Origin of the sequence: Streptomyces sp. 7-21, from assembly GCF_016741785.1 — a bacterium.
GTDB lineage: Bacteria > Actinomycetota > Actinomycetes > Streptomycetales > Streptomycetaceae > Streptomyces.
Genome location: NZ_JAERRL010000013.1, coordinates 64,209 through 79,219 on the forward strand (window position 1 = coordinate 64,209; position 15,011 = coordinate 79,219).

The 15,011-nt window shown below is 73.4% G+C and carries 13 protein-coding genes; 7 read left to right on the forward strand and 6 right to left on the reverse strand.

The features are described 5' to 3' along the window. Nucleotides 1-196: 196 nt before the first annotated feature. Entirely contained in the window at nt 197-1,582 is a 1,386-nt protein-coding gene (gene gabT, locus JK356_RS16980) for a 4-aminobutyrate--2-oxoglutarate transaminase (protein ID WP_236671458.1), read from the forward strand. A 205-nt stretch (nt 1,583-1,787) separates the two neighbouring features. Here gabT and JK356_RS16985 read toward each other — a convergent pair whose 3' ends face one another. Beyond that, the gene (locus JK356_RS16985; protein WP_201869047.1) at nt 1,788-2,732 is read right to left on the reverse strand and encodes a DUF4190 domain-containing protein; all 945 of its coding nucleotides are present in this window, start codon (nt 2,730-2,732) and stop codon (nt 1,788-1,790) included. A 65-nt stretch (nt 2,733-2,797) separates the two neighbouring features. Between JK356_RS16985 and JK356_RS16990 the strand changes: the two genes are divergently transcribed. Beyond that, nucleotides 2,798-3,880: an adenosine deaminase gene (locus JK356_RS16990; RefSeq protein ID WP_201869049.1), complete on the forward strand. Its 1,083-nt coding sequence runs from the start codon at nt 2,798-2,800 to the stop codon at nt 3,878-3,880. Continuing rightward, nucleotides 3,877-4,587, forward strand: a complete 711-nt coding sequence (locus JK356_RS16995; RefSeq protein WP_201869051.1) for a glycerophosphodiester phosphodiesterase — start codon at nt 3,877-3,879, stop codon at nt 4,585-4,587. The genes JK356_RS16990 and JK356_RS16995 overlap by 4 nt, the downstream gene beginning before the upstream one ends. Nucleotides 4,588-4,621: 34 nt before the next feature. Here JK356_RS16995 and JK356_RS17000 read toward each other — a convergent pair whose 3' ends face one another. Next, the gene (locus JK356_RS17000) at nt 4,622-6,055 is read right to left on the reverse strand and encodes a gamma-aminobutyraldehyde dehydrogenase (protein WP_201869053.1); all 1,434 of its coding nucleotides are present in this window, start codon (nt 6,053-6,055) and stop codon (nt 4,622-4,624) included. Nucleotides 6,056-6,521: 466 nt separating this feature from the next. On the opposite strand from JK356_RS17000, the gene JK356_RS17005 reads away from it, so the two are divergent. Then, nucleotides 6,522-7,247, forward strand: a complete 726-nt coding sequence (locus JK356_RS17005) for an ABC transporter ATP-binding protein (RefSeq protein WP_236671459.1) — start codon at nt 6,522-6,524, stop codon at nt 7,245-7,247. Continuing rightward, nucleotides 7,229-8,407, forward strand: a complete 1,179-nt coding sequence (locus JK356_RS17010) for a hypothetical protein (protein WP_201869058.1) — start codon at nt 7,229-7,231, stop codon at nt 8,405-8,407. Before JK356_RS17005 ends, JK356_RS17010 begins: the two co-directional genes overlap by 19 nt. Here the strand turns inward: JK356_RS17010 and JK356_RS17015 are convergent. Genes JK356_RS17015 through JK356_RS17030 form a run of 4 tightly spaced genes read right to left on the reverse strand, consistent with a single transcriptional unit; the run spans nt 8,391 to nt 12,549 of the window. Further along, nucleotides 8,391-9,191 carry an ABC transporter permease gene (locus tag JK356_RS17015; protein WP_201869059.1) on the reverse strand — a complete coding sequence of 267 codons (801 nt, stop codon included), beginning with the start codon at nt 9,189-9,191 and terminating at the stop codon, nt 8,391-8,393. The two genes, JK356_RS17010 and JK356_RS17015, sit on opposite strands and share 17 nt — an antisense overlap. Continuing rightward, complete coding sequence (locus JK356_RS17020; protein ID WP_201869060.1) at nt 9,188-10,126, reverse strand: ABC transporter permease; 939 nt, start codon at nt 10,124-10,126, stop codon at nt 9,188-9,190. Before JK356_RS17020 ends, JK356_RS17015 begins: the two co-directional genes overlap by 4 nt. Next, nucleotides 10,123-11,250: an ABC transporter ATP-binding protein gene (locus JK356_RS17025; RefSeq protein WP_201869061.1), complete on the reverse strand. Its 1,128-nt coding sequence runs from the start codon at nt 11,248-11,250 to the stop codon at nt 10,123-10,125. The genes JK356_RS17020 and JK356_RS17025 overlap by 4 nt, the downstream gene beginning before the upstream one ends. A 60-nt stretch (nt 11,251-11,310) precedes the next feature. Beyond that, nucleotides 11,311-12,549 carry a spermidine/putrescine ABC transporter substrate-binding protein gene (locus tag JK356_RS17030; protein ID WP_201869062.1) on the reverse strand — a complete coding sequence of 413 codons (1,239 nt, stop codon included), beginning with the start codon at nt 12,547-12,549 and terminating at the stop codon, nt 11,311-11,313. A gap of 566 nt (nt 12,550-13,115) precedes the next feature. Here JK356_RS17030 and JK356_RS17035 point away from each other — a divergent pair. Beyond that, nucleotides 13,116-13,610, forward strand: a complete 495-nt coding sequence (locus JK356_RS17035) for an Lrp/AsnC family transcriptional regulator (protein ID WP_201869063.1) — start codon at nt 13,116-13,118, stop codon at nt 13,608-13,610. Then, nucleotides 13,592-14,968, forward strand: coding sequence for an aspartate aminotransferase family protein (locus tag JK356_RS17040; protein WP_201869064.1), 1,377 nt, complete (start codon nt 13,592-13,594; stop codon nt 14,966-14,968). The genes JK356_RS17035 and JK356_RS17040 overlap by 19 nt, the downstream gene beginning before the upstream one ends. The last annotated feature ends 43 nt before the right edge of the window (nt 14,969-15,011 follow it).

A 15,011-nucleotide genomic window follows, 5' to 3' on the forward strand; every position in this document is an offset into this window, starting at 1 on the left:
CCCTAGCCTGCGGACAGCGGCCCGGTAACGGCCTTCCGGTCCGCCCCGTCCGTGTCCTCGATCCGCTCGCAGCCCACCAGCTCCTTTCCGCCTTCGCTCCCTTCTTGTTCCGCTTTCGTTCCATATCGTTCGCTTTATTCCTGCCCCCCTTTTTCCGTTCCGCTGTTCGTGTCCCTTCGCGACGAGGAGTGCGCCGATGACCGCCACGAGCCCCACCGGAATGCCCACCGCACCCGACGCGCCGGCCGGCGGCCCGTCCCTGCCGCAGCGGCGGCGGCTCGTCACCGAGGTGCCCGGGCCGAAGTCCCGCGCGCTGATGGCGCGCAAGCGCGCCGCCGTCGCCGACGGCCTCGGGACGGTGCTGCCGGTGTTCGCCCAGGCGGCCGGCGGCGGCATCCTGCTCGACGTGGACGGCAACGCGTTCATCGACTTCGGCTCGGGGATCGCGGTCACCTCGGTCGGCAACAGCGCCGAGGCCGTGGTGCGGCGCGCCACCGAGCAGCTGGGGCAGTTCACCCACACCTGCGCGATGGTCGCGCCGTACGAGGGCTACGTCGAGGTCTGCGAGGAGCTGGCCAGGGTCACCCCCGGGGACCACGCCAAGAAGTCGGTACTGCTCAACTCGGGCGCCGAGGCGGTCGAGAACGCCGTGAAGATCGCCCGCTACCACACCGGCCGCCCGGCGGTCGTGGTCTTCGAGCACGGTTACCACGGCCGGACCAACCTGACGATGGCGCTGACCGCCAAGAACATGCCGTACAAGCACGGCTTCGGCCCGTTCGCGCCCGAGGTGTACCGGGTGCCGATGGCCTACCCGTACCGCTGGCCCGGCGGTCCGGAACGCTGTGCCGAGGAGGCGGCGGCGCTGGTCATCGACAAGATCACAAAGGAGGTGGGGCCGGAGAACACCGCCGCGATCGTCGTCGAACCGCTGCTGGGCGAGGGCGGGTTCATCGAGCCGGCCCCGGGCTTCCTGCCCCGCGTGGCCGAGTTCGCCGCCGCGCACGGCATCGTCTTCGTCGCCGACGAGATCCAGTCGGGCTTCTGCCGCACCGGCCGGTGGTTCGCCTGCGAGGAGGAGGGTCTCGTCCCCGACCTGATCACGACGGCCAAGGGCATCGCCGGCGGGCTGCCGCTGGCGGCGGTGACCGGGCGGGCGGAGATCATGGACGCCGCCCACACCGGCGGGCTCGGCGGCACCTACGGCGGCAACCCGGTGGCCTGCGCCGCCGCCCTGGGCGCCATCGAGACGATGCGGACGCTGGACCTGGCGGCGCGGGCGCGGGAGATCGAGGCCGTCATGAAGCCGCGGCTGCGGGCGATGGCCGAGGCGCACCCGGTCATCGGCGACGTGCGCGGCCGCGGCGCCATGCTGGCCGCGGAGCTGGTCGTCCCCGGCACGCGGGAGCCCGATCCGGCCGCCACCGCGGCCGTGGCGGCGGCCTGCCACCGGGCCGGGCTGCTCGTCCTGACCTGCGGTACGTACGGGAACGTGCTGCGGTTCCTGCCGCCGCTGGTGATCGGCGAGGAGCTGCTGCGGGAGGGCTTGGACGTTCTGGAAGAGGCGCTGGCCAGCGTGTGATGCCCGGCTGCGGGTTGTGGGGATGTGATGCGGATACCGCGTCTCCTGCTCCCTGGCCGCCCGGCGTGCCGTACGGTCGTCTGCGGTAGCGAGAGCGGTTCACGACTCCGTGCTACTTCTCCGGACCGGTACCGCCCGCCCCATACCCCCTGGGGCGAGCGGCCGGCCGGGCCCGCCTCACCGTCCGGCCCTCCGCCGGGCCCGGTCAGGCGTCGATGCCCCCGGAGCTGCCTCCTGAGCCGCCGCCTTCTCCGCCGGGATCCGGCCCGGCCGGGGGCGCACTGCCCTCCGGAAGGCCGAACTCCCAGTACGCCACGGTGTGCCCGCCGCTGGGCGCGTAGTCCAGCCCGAGCCGTTCGGCGTCCTCCGGCACGGTGACGGCGTAGGTGAGGGTGACCGTCTCGCCGGGCCGCAGCCGGTCCGGCGGCCCCTGGCCCGCCACCCGGACGCCGGACGCGGGCAGCCGCTCCTCGTCGGCGTAGGCGGTGATCTCCCCGCCGGTGAGCGTGGTGCTCTCCTCGCCGTGGTGGGTGAGGTCCACGGTCAGGGCGACCGTGGCGTCGCCGGTGCCGTCGGCGGCCATGCGCTCCGGCTCGCCGATGACGACGCGCAGCCCGTCCTCGTACCGCACCAGCTCCCCGGCGCCCGCCAGGTACTCGGCGCCCGCGTGCGACTGGACCGCGGCCGGCCGGGCGCTGAGGATCACGAGGCACACCGAGAGCGTCAGCGCGACCGCGCCGCCGGCGGCGCCGGTGACCGTCCCGCTCAGCGCGTAGACGCGGTTGGTGGCCTCGCCGCGCCGGACCCGGCCGAGGGCCACCAGGCCGAGGATGAAGCCGATGAGCGCGACCACGAAGGCGACGGGGCTGAGCACGAGGGTCCAGCACAGGCAGGCGCCGATGACGCCCAGCACCATGCTGGCGGTGCCCATGCCGTTCCGCGGCCCCGCGGCGGGCACGGCCCCCCAGCCGGGATAACCGCCGGCCGCGGGCGCGGTCACCGGCGCGGCGGCGCCGAAGCCGCTGGCCGGCGCGGCGGGCCACGCCGGGGGCGCGCCCGGGCCGCCCGGGGCCGGCCACGGCGCGGCGGGGGCCCGGGGGGCGTCCGGCTCTGGCGGGCGGAACGGATTGGGCTCCTGGTCAGCCGTCACGGGACCTCCAGATCGTTGGCCCACACCTTACGCACCCTCCGGGCCGGGCAGCGCCCCCTCCTACCATGGGCCGGACACACTCGTCGCTGGAGGGCTCGTTGTCTGGTTCGTCAGGTCCCGCACATCCCGGTCTCACCGCGTTCATCGCCGGACTGCCCAAGGCCGAGCTCCACGTCCACCACGTCGGCTCCGCCTCTCCCCGCATCGTCGCCGAGCTGGCCGCGCGCCACCCCGACTCGCCGGTGCCGAAGGACCCGGCCGAGCTCGCCGGCTACTTCACCTTCCGCGACTTCGCCCACTTCATCGAGCTGTACCTGACGGTCGTGGACCTCATCAGGGACGCCGAGGACGTGCGGCTGCTCACTTATGAGATCGCCCGCGACATGGCCCGGCAGCAGATCCGGTACGCGGAGCTGACGGTGACACCCTTCTCGTCCGTGCGGCGCGGGATCCCCGACGTGGCGTTCCTGGAGGCCATCGAGGACGCCCGGCGGGCTGCCGAGCGGGAGCTGGGGGTGGTGCTGCGCTGGTGCTTCGACATCCCCGGCGAGGTCCAGGGGGACATCGCGGCCGAGGAGACGACGCGCATGGCCTGTGATCTCCGGCCCGAGGGGCTGGTCGCGTTCGGCCTGGGCGGCCCCGAGCAAGGCGTCAGCCGCGGCCGGTTCAAGCCGTTCTTCGACCGCGCCATCGCCGAGGGGCTGCGGAGCGTGCCGCACGCCGGGGAGACGACGGGCCCGCAGACCGTGTGGGACGCGCTCACCGAGCTGCGCGCGGAGCGCATCGGCCACGGCACCAGCGCCGCGCAGGACCCGCGGCTGCTGGAGCACCTGGCCGAGCACGGCATCCCGCTGGAGGTCTGCCCGACCTCGAACGTCGCGACCCGCGCAGTCAGCACGCTGGAGGAGCACCCGATAGCGCGGATGGCGGACGCCGGGGTGACGGTCACCGTCAACACCGACGACCCGCCGATGTTCGGCACCGACCTGAACACCGAGTACGCGGTGGCGGCCCGTCTCCTCGGCCTGGACGAGGCCGGCGTGGCGGCGCTGGCGAAGAACGCTGTGCGGGCGTCCTTCCTCGACGACGCGGGCAAGGCGCGGCTGGTCCGGGAGATCGACGCCTACGTCGCGGACTGGCGGGGATGAGCGGCGCGCGGCGGCCGGTGCTGGCCATCGCGCACCGCGGTGACCCGCACGCGGCACGGGAGAACACCCTGGCGTCCTTCCGTTCGGCGATCGCCGCGGGCGCGGACGCGGTCGAGCTCGACGTCCGCGCCACCCGGGACGGCGTGCCCGTCGTGGTGCACGACGCCACGCTGGAACGGCTGTGGGGCCACGACCGGCCCGTGGCCGATCTGACCGCGCGGGAGGTGGCGGCCCTCACCGGCGGCGGGGTGCCGACATTGGCGCAGGCGCTGGCGGTCACCGCGCCCGTGCGGACCCTGATCGACCTGCCGGAGCGGGCGTCCGCGACGGCGCTGGCGGCGGTGGCCGCCGTGCACGAGGCGGGCGCGGCCGGGCGCGTGTACTACTGCGGCGACCCGGCGGCGCTGCGCGCCGTGCGGGAGGCCGACGCGCAGGCGGAGATCGCGCTGACGTGGAAACGGTCCGCCCTGCCGCGCCCGTCGCTGCTCCGGCTGCTGCGCCCGCGGTGGCTGAACTACCGCTTCGGGCTGGTGACGCGGCAGACGGTGGAGCACGCCCGGGCGGACGGCTATCTGCTGGGCGTGTGGACCCCCGACAGCCGCTGGGCCCTGCGCCGGATGCTGGACCTGGGGGTGGACGCGGTCACCACCAACCGGGTGGGGGCGCTGCGCGCCCTGCTTGCGCGCCGGGGGCACGCCGCCGCCTGAGCGCCGGCCCGGCACGGCCCCCGGCGCAGGGGCGTCACAGCGCGGTCATCACGTGCTTGACGCGGGTGTAATCCTCCAGGCCGTAGGCGGACAGGTCCTTGCCGTACCCGGACTTCTTGAAGCCGCCGTGCGGCATCTCGCCGACCAGCGGGATGTGGGTGTTGATCCACACGCAGCCGAAGTCGAGGGCGCGGGACAGCCGCATGGCGCGGGCGTGGTCGCGGGTCCACACCGAGGACGCCAGGCCGTACTCCACGCCGTTGGCGAAGGCGACGGCCTCGTCCTCGTCGGCGAAGGACTGCACGGTGATGACGGGGCCGAAGACCTCGTGCTGGCTGATCTCGTCGTCCTGGCGCACCCCGGTGACGACGGTCGGCGCGTAGAAGTAGCCGCGCTCCCCCACGCGCCGGCCGCCGGTGGCGACGGTGGCGTGCGCGGGCAGGCGCTCGACGAAGCCGGAGACGCGGGCGAGCTGGTCGGCGTTGTTCAGCGGGCCGTAGAAGCAGTCCGGGTCGGTGACGTCGCCCGTCTTCACCTCGGCGGCGGCCTTGGTGAGCGCGGTGACGAAGTCGTCGTGCACGGACTCGTGGACCAGGACGCGGGTGGCGGCCGTGCAGTCCTGCCCGGCGTTGAAGAACCCGCCGTCCCGGATGCCCTCGACGGCAGCGGCGAGGTCGGCGTCCGGGAAGACGAGGCAGGGCGCCTTGCCGCCGAGCTCCAGGTGGACGCGCTTGAGGTCCTTGGCCGCGCTGGCGGCGACCTCCATGCCGGCGCGGACGGAGCCGGTGATGGAGACCATGGCGGGGACGGGGTGCTCGGCCATCAGCCGCCCCGTGGAACGGTCACCGGTCAGCACGTTGAACACGCCGGGCGGCAGGAACTCGCCCATCAGCCCGGCCGCCCAGGTGGCGGAGGCGGGGGTGGTGTCGGAGGGCTTGAGGACCACGGTGTTCCCCGCCGCCAGCGCGGGAGCGAACTTCCAGACGGCCATCATCAGCGGATAGTTCCACGGCACGACCTGGGCGCACACGCCGAGGGGCTCGCGGCGCACGAAGGACGTCATGCCCGCCATGTACTCCCCGGCCGACTTGCCCTCGAGCACGCGCGCGGCGCCCGCGAAGAACCGGATCTGCTCCAGCATCATCGGCAGCTCCTCCTGCCGGGTCAGCTCCAGCGGCTTGCCGGTGTCGCGGCACTCGAGGGCGAGCAGCTCGTCGGCGTGGCGCTCGAAGGCGTCGGCGATCCGCAGCAGGGCCAGCTGCCGCTCGGCCGGGGTGGTGTCGCGCCAGGCGGGGAACGCCGCCTCGGCGGCGGACATGGCGGCGTCCACGTCCGCGGCTCCCGACAGCGGCGCCGAGGCGTACGGCTCGCCGGTCACGGGGTCGGTCACCTCGGTGGTCCGCCCGTCGGCGGCGTCCCGGTACTCCCCGTTGATGTAGTTGCGCAGCCGGCTCAGGTCGATGGTCACGGCACCCTCCCGCGGTCGGTGACGAATGGCGTCGGTGGTCCGAGAAGCCTATGCCCCGCGGCGCCGCGACGACACAGGCACGAACCGGAAAGATCCTCGCCGTTTTCCGCCGGTACGGAAAGAAATCCTCTTGCCTGACGGCTCACGCCGCATGTTTTCCCGCCTTCCGGGCCGGGCACCTTCCCGCTCCGCCCCGGTGCCCCCCGGGGACTGGCCGGACGATTTCCTCCCTTTCGTTCCCGTTTTCATCCCCGCGCCGGTGCCGGTCCCCTCCGTCCGGAGGAACCGGCGTCCCATTAGGCCCACCCGGAGCGCGCGACGCGGGGCGCTGTGCCAGCGTGCTGGCAGGGGACGCGGGGCGCGCGGGCACGACAAGCGGATAAGCCGCACGCCAGTGACCCCTGCCCCCGGCCGCTCGTTCACCCGGTCGGGGGAAGTTGGCGGAACGAGCGGAGGTGCCCTCCCGATGGCCCCACCCGACACCATGGCCCCACCCGACAACGACATCCTCTGGGCGCGGGCCCTGCGCCTGGCCCACGGCCCCACCCCGGCACTCGACGGTGTCTCGCTGGAGGTGCGGCAGGGCGAGATCCTCGCCGTCACGGGACCGCGCGGCTGCGGCAAGACGACGCTACTGGCCTGCCTGTCGGGCCAGCTGGTGCCGGACGCGGGCGAGGTCTGGTTCAACAGCCAGCCGGTGCACTCGATGCGGCCCGCCGCGCGGGAGCGGCTGCGCCGCGACCGCTTCGGCTGGGTCGGCGCCGTTCCGGACCTGGTGCCCGAGCTGCGGGTGTGGGAGAACGCCGCGCTGCCGCTGCTGCTGGCGGGCGCCGGGCAGCGGCGGGCGCGGCGCGCGGCCGACGAGTGGCTGCGGCGGCTCGACGCGGGGAACTGCGCGGCCAAGCGGCCGGCGGCGCTGACGCAGGCGCAGCGGCAGCGCGTGGCGGTCGCGCGCGCCCTGGTGCACGCGCCGCGCGTGCTGTTCGCCGACGAGCCGACGGCGTCGCTGCGGCAGGCGGAGGGCGCGCAGGTGCTGCGGACGCTCACCAACGCCGCCCGCTCGCACGGCATCACGGTCGTGCTCGCGACCCACGACCCGGGGGTGGCAGCGCTGGCGGACCGTTCGTTCTCCCTCCTCGACGGCCGGGCCACCCCGGCGGTACGGGCGGCGGCATGCTCACTCTCCGTCTGATCCGGGGCGCGGACGCCCCGGCGCTGTGCCGGCGGCTGCTGCTGGCAGGCGCCGCTGGGGGCGTGGGATTCCTGCTGCTCGCCTCGCTTGGGTACGCGCTGGCGCACCCGGGCGACAACGGCGCCGCCGCGCTGCGGCTGGCGTGCTGCGCGGTGCCGCTGGCGGCGACCGTCCAGCTGGCGATGGCGGTGACGCGGGCCGATCCGGTGGTGCGGCGCCGGCCCGGCCTCACGGCGGCCGGGCTGGGACCGGCCCGGGTGCCGGTGCTGGCGTGCCTGACCTCGGCGCTGGCGGCCCTGGCCGGGTCCGCGGCGGCGCTGGCCGTCTTCGTGCACCTGCGCGGCGACGGTCCGGCCGGGCCGGTCGGCGGCGGCGACGCCGGATGGCTCGCCGCCGGGCGCCCGCTGCCGCTGGCCGCCGCGCTGACGCTGCTCACGGTGGTGCCGCTGGCGGCGGCGGCCGCGAGCGCGCTGGCGGTCCGGCCGCGCCGGGGCGCGGCGGCCGACGCCGCGCGCCCGGAGCCCGCGCTGCCCGCGCCCCGGGGCGCCGGCCCGGCCGCCCCGCCGGTGCCCGGTCCGGCCGGCCTGCCGTGGGGCGTGGCGCTCGCGACGGCGGGCGTGGCACTGGGTGCCCGCGCCGGCCGGAGGCCGGGTGAAGGGCTGCCGCTGCCGGGGACGCTGGGGGAGGCGACGGCCGGGGTAGCGGGCGGCTGGCTGCTGCTGGCGGCGGGGCTCGTCGTCTCGGCGCCGGGCCTGGTGCACGCCTGCGGGCGGGCCGTGGCGGCGGGCCGTCCCGGCGCGCCGCGGCTGCTCGCCGGGCGCACGCTCCAGCGGGAGGCGTGGCGCGCCGGGCGCCCGCTGGGCGCGCTCGCCGCGGCCACGGCGGCGCTGCTGGCCGTGGTGCGGCTGGACGGACCGGGGGTGCTGGGCGGCCCGGGGGCGCTGGGTGCGGGTGTGGTGCTGGTGTGCGCGGCCGGCACGGTCGCGGCGGTGGCGGCCGAGTCCCGGGCGGCGCGGGCGGAGACCGCCGCGCTGCTGGTGCGGCTGGGCGCCTCCCGCCGGCTGCTGCGCGGCGTCGCCGCCCTGCGCGTGGCGGCGCTGCTGGTGGTGTTCGTGCCGGTGGTGTGGCTGGCCTCGGCGCTGTTCACGCTCGCGCTCTGACGCCCCGCCGCCGGGCGGTGAGCAGCTGCGTCACGAGCACGATGCCGACGGCGAGCAGGAACATGGCCGTGCCGATGACGTTGATCTGCACCGGCGTGCCCCGCTGGGCGGCGCCCCAGACGTACATCGGGAAGGTCACCGTGGACGGCCCCGCGTTGAACTGCGTGATGATGAAGTCGTCGAAGGACAGCGCGAAGCTGAGCAGGGCGCCGGCGGCGATGCCGGGCGCCGCCAGCGGCAGCGTGACCCGCCAGAAGGTCTGCACCGGCCCGGCGTACAGGTCGCGCGCGGCCTCCTCCAGGTGCGGGTCCAGGCCCATCAGGCGGGCGCGCACGGCGATCACGACGAAGCTGAGGCAGAACATCACGTGCGCGATGAGGATCGTGGTGAAACCGAACTCGACGCGCATGTTGAGGAACAGGGTGCCCAGGGAGGCGGCCATGACCACCTCGGGCATGGCCATCGGCAGGATGAACAGCGCGCTGGCCGCGCCCTTGCCGCGGAACCGGTAGCGGGCGAGCGCGAAGGCGGCCAGGGTGCCGAAGGCAGTGGCGATCAGGGTGGCCAGCAGCGCCAGCCGCAGGCTCAGGGCGAGCGAGTCGCACATCTCCCCGACCGCGCACGGCTCGCGCCAGGCGCTGGTGGAGAAGGAATGCCACTCGTAGTTGAAGCGGCCCTGCGGGTCGTTGAAGGAGAAGACCAGCACGACCACGTTGGGCAGCAGCAGGTAGCCGGTCGCCAGCAGCCCGGCGAGGACGACGGCGTTGCGGCGCAGCCAGGTCATCGGGCGAGTTCCTCCGTTCCGGCGCGGCGGATGTACACGCTGACGGCGAGCAGGATCACTGCCATGAGGAGGAACGACATCGCGGCGGCCGTGGGGTAGTCGAGCACGTGGAGGAACTGCCGCTGGATGGCGTTGCCCACCATCTGCTCCGAGGGCGAGCCGAGCAGCTGGGCATTGATGTAGTCGCCGGAGGCAGGGATGAACGTCAGCAGCGTGCCCGCCGCCAGGCCCGGCATGGACAGCGGCAGGGTGACGGTGCGGAAGGTGACGGACCCGGTGGCGTACAGATCGCGGGCGGCCTCGCGCAGCGAGGGGTCGAGGCGCTCCAGTGAGGCGTACAGCGGCAGGATCATGAAGGGCAGGAAGTTGTAGGTGAGGCCGCAGATGACGGCGAGCGGGGTGGCGAGCACCCGGTCGTCAGTGGTCAGCCCCAGCCAGGCGGTGACGTCCAGGACGCGCAGACGGTCCAGGAGGGCGACGACCGGCCCGTTGTCGGAGAGGATCGTCCGCCAGGCCATGGTGCGGATGAGGAAGCTGGTGAAGAACGGCGCGATCACCAGCACGAGCAGCAGGGGCCGCCAGCGCCCGGCGCGGACGGCGATGAGGTAGGCGACGGGATAGCCGATGACCACGCACAGCAGCGTGGCCGCGGCGGCGTAGAGGAACGACCGCAGGAAGTGCTCGCCGTACTGCTCCAGCGCGTCGGCGTAGGTGGCGACGTGCCAGGTGACCTCGTAGCCCTCCTCCAGGGAGCCGGTCTGCAGCGAGGTGGACGCCTGGTAGACGACGGGCGCGACGAAGAACAGCGCGAGCCACAGCAGCGCGGGCAGCAGCAGCCACAGGGCGGCGGCGCGGCGGCGCGGGCGTCTGGCCGCGGCGGGCGGCGGCGCGGGGCGCGGCGGGGCGGCGGCGGGCGCCGGGGCGGGGGCGGTCATGCGGCGGCCTCCCGTGTGCCGGCGGCGGCGTCCTGGGCGGCGTCGAGGCCGAAGGTGTGCGCCGGGTCCCAGTGCGCGACGACTTCGGCGCCCGGCGCCAGCCGCGGGTCGCGCCCGGTGTTCTGCGCGTAGACCGTCAGTTCGGGGCCGGCCGGGGTGGCGACGCGGTACTGCCAGGAGACGCCGAGGTAGCTGGCGTCGGTGACGCGGCCGGTGAGCTGGTTGTGCCCCGCGGGGACGTCCGCCCCCGGGCCGGCCGGCATCAGGGTGATCTTCTCCGGCCGGATGCCGGCCAGCACGCGGTCGCCGGGGGCGGGGGCGGCCAGCGCGCAGCGGCCGGCGGGCAGCCGCAGCGTGCCGCCGGCCGCCCTGAGTTCCAGGTCCTCGCCGGCGGCGCGGGCGACCACCGTCTCGATGAGATTGGAGGTGCCCAGGAAGTTGGCGACGAAGGTGGTGCGGGGCCGCTCGTACAGCTCGGCGGGCGGCCCCAGCTGCTCGATGCGTCCGGCGTTCATCACCGCGACGGTGTCGGCCATGGTCATGGCCTCCTCCTGGTCGTGGGTGACGTGGATGAACGTGATGCCCACCTGGGTCTGGATGCGCTTGAGCTCCAGCTGCATCTGGCGGCGCAGCTTGAGGTCGAGCGCGCCGAGCGGCTCGTCGAGCAGGAGCACGCGCGGCTCGTTGATCAGCGCCCGGGCAAGGGCCACGCGCTGCTGCTGGCCGCCCGAGAGCTGGTGGGGCTTGCGGCGCGCCAGCGGGCCGAGCTCGACGAGGTCGAGCATCTGGCTGACGCGCCGCCTGACGGACTTCACCCCGCGCCTGCGGAGGCCGAAGGCGACGTTGTCCTCGACCGTGAGGTGGGGGAAGAGCGCGTAGTGCTGGAACACGGTGTTGACCGGTCTCCGGTGCGGCGGCACGGCGGTGATGTCGTCCTGCCCGAGCAGCACGCTGCCGGTGGTGGGTTCCTCCAGCCCGGCGATCATGCGCAGCGTGGTGGTCTTTCCGCACCCCGAGGCCCCGAGGAGGGCGAAGAAGGACCCCTCGGCGACGGTGAGGTCCAGCGGATGCACGGCGGTGGTACCGCCGAAGGTCTTGCTGAGGCCGGAGAGCCGGATCGTCATGGTGGGTTCTCGCAGTCGTTTGGGTCGCGGTCCGTGATCGCCTGACGGCCCGCTCGGCTGTCAGGCGCCGATGAGCCTGGCGAACTGTTCCTCGTAGGTGGTCTCTTCCTCGTCGGTGAGCAGCCGGTACTGGACGCCCCGCTCCGCCATGGCCTCGTCGGGGAAGATGAGCGTGTTCTGGGCCAGTTCGGGGTCGATGTCGCGCATCTCCTCCTGGGCGCCGGCCACGGGGCAGGCGAAGTTGATCCAGGCGGCGAGCTCGGCGGCGACGGCAGGCTGGTAGTAGTAGTTGATGAGCGCTTCGGCGTTGGCCTGGTGCCGGGCCCCCTTGGGCACGAGCAGCTCGTCGGTGAGCGTGATGTAGCCGGCCTCGGGGATGTAGAAGTCGATGTCCGGGTTGTCGTAGCGGAGCTGGATGAGGTCGCCGGACCAGGCCAGGCAGGCGGCGATGTCACCGGAGTTGAGTTCGTTGATGTAGTCGTTGCCGGTGAAGCGGCGGATCTGGCCGCTGTCCACGGCGCCCTGGATGCGCTCGATGGCGGCGGTGAACTCCGCCCCGGTGAAGTCCGACGCGTCGGCGCCCATGTCGAGCATCACCATCCCGGTGGTCTCGCGCATCTCCGTCAGCAGGGTGACGCTGCCGCGCAGCGACTCGTCGTCGAGGAGCTGCGAGACGGAGGTGACGGGCTCGCCCCCGGTGACGGACTTGTTGTAGCCGATCACGCAGGAGAAGGCGCTCCAGGGGTAGCAGAACTGGCGGCCCGCATCGTGGGCGGCCACGCGGTACTGGGCGTCGAGGTTGCGGACGGCGTTCGGGATGTTCATCTGGTCCAGCCGCTCGGCCCAGCCCTGGCGGATGAGGCGGCCGGCCATCCAGTCGGTGACGCAGATGAGATCGCGGCCGGTGTCCTGGCCGGCCGCGAGCTGGGGCCTGATCCTGGCGAAAAACTCGTTGTTGTCGTTGATGTCTTCGGTGTAATTGACGGTGATGCCCGTTTCTTGCTCAAATCGCTCGAGCGTCGGGCGGACGTTCTCGTTGTCGTCGTCCTGATCGATGTAGAGCGGCCAGTTACTGAAGTTCAGCTCTCGCTCGGATTCGGAGTAGTCGCGCGTCCGCGATTCCCCGGCCTCGGCGCCGGACTCAGTTCCGGGAATGCCGCACGCGGCAAGTACGGCCCCGGACGCGGCGAGGGCGGAGCCACGCAGCAGGCTGCGTCGGGTCATGGCGGCCCGGCCCGTTGTCAGGCTCCGCACCCACGCGCGGCGAACGGGGGCTGACATGCCGTCAATCAGATCCATGGCGGAGTGGCCTTCCTTGGGAAAGCTAACAATGAGGATGGGCTGGTGCGATCTGAGTGGTGCGTGTGCCGAAGATCGTACGGTGCCCGTCCTGCAGAAGCCGCCGTGATGGTGCGGCAATGAACACGTTTAAGCCGCGGAAACTCTTGGAATGCGCCAGTGAAACCTTTCATTTCATTGTCCGGTGCCCCGGTTCCGCCGTGAGGAATTCCACCGGCTGCCCGGATTCGGCCGTTCCCCCGCACGTCACGCGCCGCGGGTTCCCGGACGGCGGCCGTACCGGGCCGGGCACGCCGCGCGGCCGGGGCGGCGGGATCCGCCATGGCGTGGCGCTGCGCCCCGGTGTCCCGGGACCCGGGCGCGCAGCGCCCGGCGGCATCGAGTGGATGCATGAACTTCCCTTTCTGATACCGGAGTTGACGTCACGACGGATCTCGGCGACTGATCCTCGCAGTCGGTAGGCGCCACAACAAGTGATTCCGTGGTTTCGGTTACGTCACACGACGGATCCGGTTGCCGGAGCCCTGTCCGGCCGTGGTTGCCTGGGCGCGGAGGGCTGAGGCAGAGTGGCGCGGGTGGCCCGCGACTCGAGGAAGAACCTGACCGGCAACCCGGTCCCGGATGACATCTCCCTGGCGATCATCGAGCAGCTCCAGCAGGACGGCCGCCGGTCCTACGCGGCCATCGCCAAGGCGGTGGGCCTCTCCGAGGCGGCGGTCAGGCAGCGCGTGCAGAAGCTGATCGACCAGGGCGTGATGCAGATCGTCGCGGTGACCGATCCCCTCACCGTCGGCTTCCTGCGCCAGGCCATGGTCGGCATCACCGTCGACGGCGACGTCGAACCGGTCGCCGATGCGCTCGCCGCCATCCCCGAGGTGGACTACGTCGTGGTCACCGCGGGCTCGTTCGACCTTCTGGTGGAGATCGTCTGCGAGGACGACAGCCACCTGCTGGAAATGATCAGCAAGCGGATCCGCACCCTGCCGGGCGTGCGCTCCACCGAGAGCTTCGTCTACCTGAAGCTGCGCAAGCAGACCTACGCATGGGGAACCCGATCATGAGCGACAGCCTGTCCCGTACCGCTTACGACCACCTGTGGATGCACTTCACGCGGATGCCGGACTACGCGCGGGAGCCGGTGCCGGTGATCGTCCGCGGCGAGGGGGTCTACGTCTGGGACACAACAGGCAAGCGGTACCTGGACGGGCTCGCCGGGCTGTTCGTGGTGCAGGCCGGGCACGGCCGGGCCGAGCTGGCCGAGGCGGCCGCCGCGCAGGCGCGCGAGCTGGGGTACTTCCCGCTGTGGTCGTATGCCCACCCCGCGGCCGTCGCGCTGGCGGAGCGCGTCGCGCACTACGCGCCGGGCGACCTGAACAAGGTCTTCTTCACCACCGGCGGCAGCGAGGCCGTCGAGACCGCCTGGAAGCTGGCCAAGCACTACCACCGGCTGACCGGCAACCCCGGGAAGCACAAGGTGATATCCCGCGCCACGGCCTACCACGGCACCACGCACGGCGCGCTGTCGCTCACCGGGCTGCCGGGCCTGCGGGCACCGTTCGAGCCGCTGGTCCCCAGCGCCCATAAGGTGCCGAACACCAACTTCTACCGCGCCCCCGTCCACGGCGACGACCCCGAGGCGTTCGGCCGCTGGGCCGCCGACCAGATCGAGGAGCGCATCCTTGACGAGGGCCCGGAGACGGTGGCCGCGGTCTTCCTGGAGCCGGTGCAGAACGCCGGCGGCTGCTTCCCGCCGCCGCCCGGCTACTTCGCGCGGGTCCGCGAGATCTGCGACCGGCACGGCGTGCTGCTGGTCTCCGACGAGGTCATCTGCGCGTTCGGGCGGCTGGGCACGATGTTCGGCTGCGAGCGGTACGGCTACCAGCCGGACATCATCACCTGCGCCAAGGGCCTGACGTCGGGCTACTCCCCGCTCGGCGCCGCGATCGTCTCCGACCGGATCGCCGAACCGTTCTACGGCGGCGGCGGCTCGTTCCCCCACGGCTACACCTTCGGCGGCCACCCGGTCTCCTGCGCGGTGGCCCTGGCCAACCTGGACATCTTCGAGCGCGAGGGCCTCACCGCGCACGTCCGCGAGCAGGAGGGCGCCTTCCTGGCCACGCTGCGGCGCCTGGAGGACCTGCCGATCGTCGGCGACGTGCGCGGCGCCGGCTTCTTCTACGGCATCGAGCTGGTCAAGGACAAGGCGACGAAGGAGACCTTCACAGCCGAGGAGCGCGAGCGCGTCCTGTACGGCTTCCTCTCCCGGGCGCTCTTCGACGCCGGGCTGTACTGCCGCGCCGACGACCGGGAGGACCCGGTCGTCCAGCTCGCCCCGCCGCTCATCGCCGGCCAGGCGGTCTTCGACGAGATCGAGCAGATCCTGCGCGGCGTGCTCAGCGAGGCATGGACCCGGCTGTGACCCCGCTGTGACCCGGCTAACCGGGATACGCCCCGGCCCGGCC

What these genes read in the sequence shown, in the direction of transcription:
- gabT (WP_236671458.1), top strand. Translation starts at nt 197, where the DNA reads ATGACCGCCACGAGCCCCACCGGAATGCCCACCGCACCCGACGCGCCG.
- JK356_RS16990 (WP_201869049.1), top strand. Translation starts at nt 2,798, where the DNA reads ATGGGCCGGACACACTCGTCGCTGGAGGGCTCGTTGTCTGGTTCGTCA.
- JK356_RS16995 (WP_201869051.1), top strand. Translation starts at nt 3,877, where the DNA reads ATGAGCGGCGCGCGGCGGCCGGTGCTGGCCATCGCGCACCGCGGTGAC.
- JK356_RS17005 (WP_236671459.1), top strand. Translation starts at nt 6,522, where the DNA reads ATGGCCCCACCCGACACCATGGCCCCACCCGACAACGACATCCTCTGG.
- JK356_RS17010 (WP_201869058.1), top strand. Translation starts at nt 7,229, where the DNA reads ATGCTCACTCTCCGTCTGATCCGGGGCGCGGACGCCCCGGCGCTGTGC.
- JK356_RS17015 (WP_201869059.1), bottom strand. Translation starts at nt 9,191, where the DNA reads ATGACCTGGCTGCGCCGCAACGCCGTCGTCCTCGCCGGGCTGCTGGCG.
- JK356_RS17020 (WP_201869060.1), bottom strand. Translation starts at nt 10,126, where the DNA reads ATGACCGCCCCCGCCCCGGCGCCCGCCGCCGCCCCGCCGCGCCCCGCG.
- JK356_RS17025 (WP_201869061.1), bottom strand. Translation starts at nt 11,250, where the DNA reads ATGACGATCCGGCTCTCCGGCCTCAGCAAGACCTTCGGCGGTACCACC.
- JK356_RS17030 (WP_201869062.1), bottom strand. Translation starts at nt 12,549, where the DNA reads ATGGATCTGATTGACGGCATGTCAGCCCCCGTTCGCCGCGCGTGGGTG.
- JK356_RS17040 (WP_201869064.1), top strand. Translation starts at nt 13,592, where the DNA reads ATGGGGAACCCGATCATGAGCGACAGCCTGTCCCGTACCGCTTACGAC.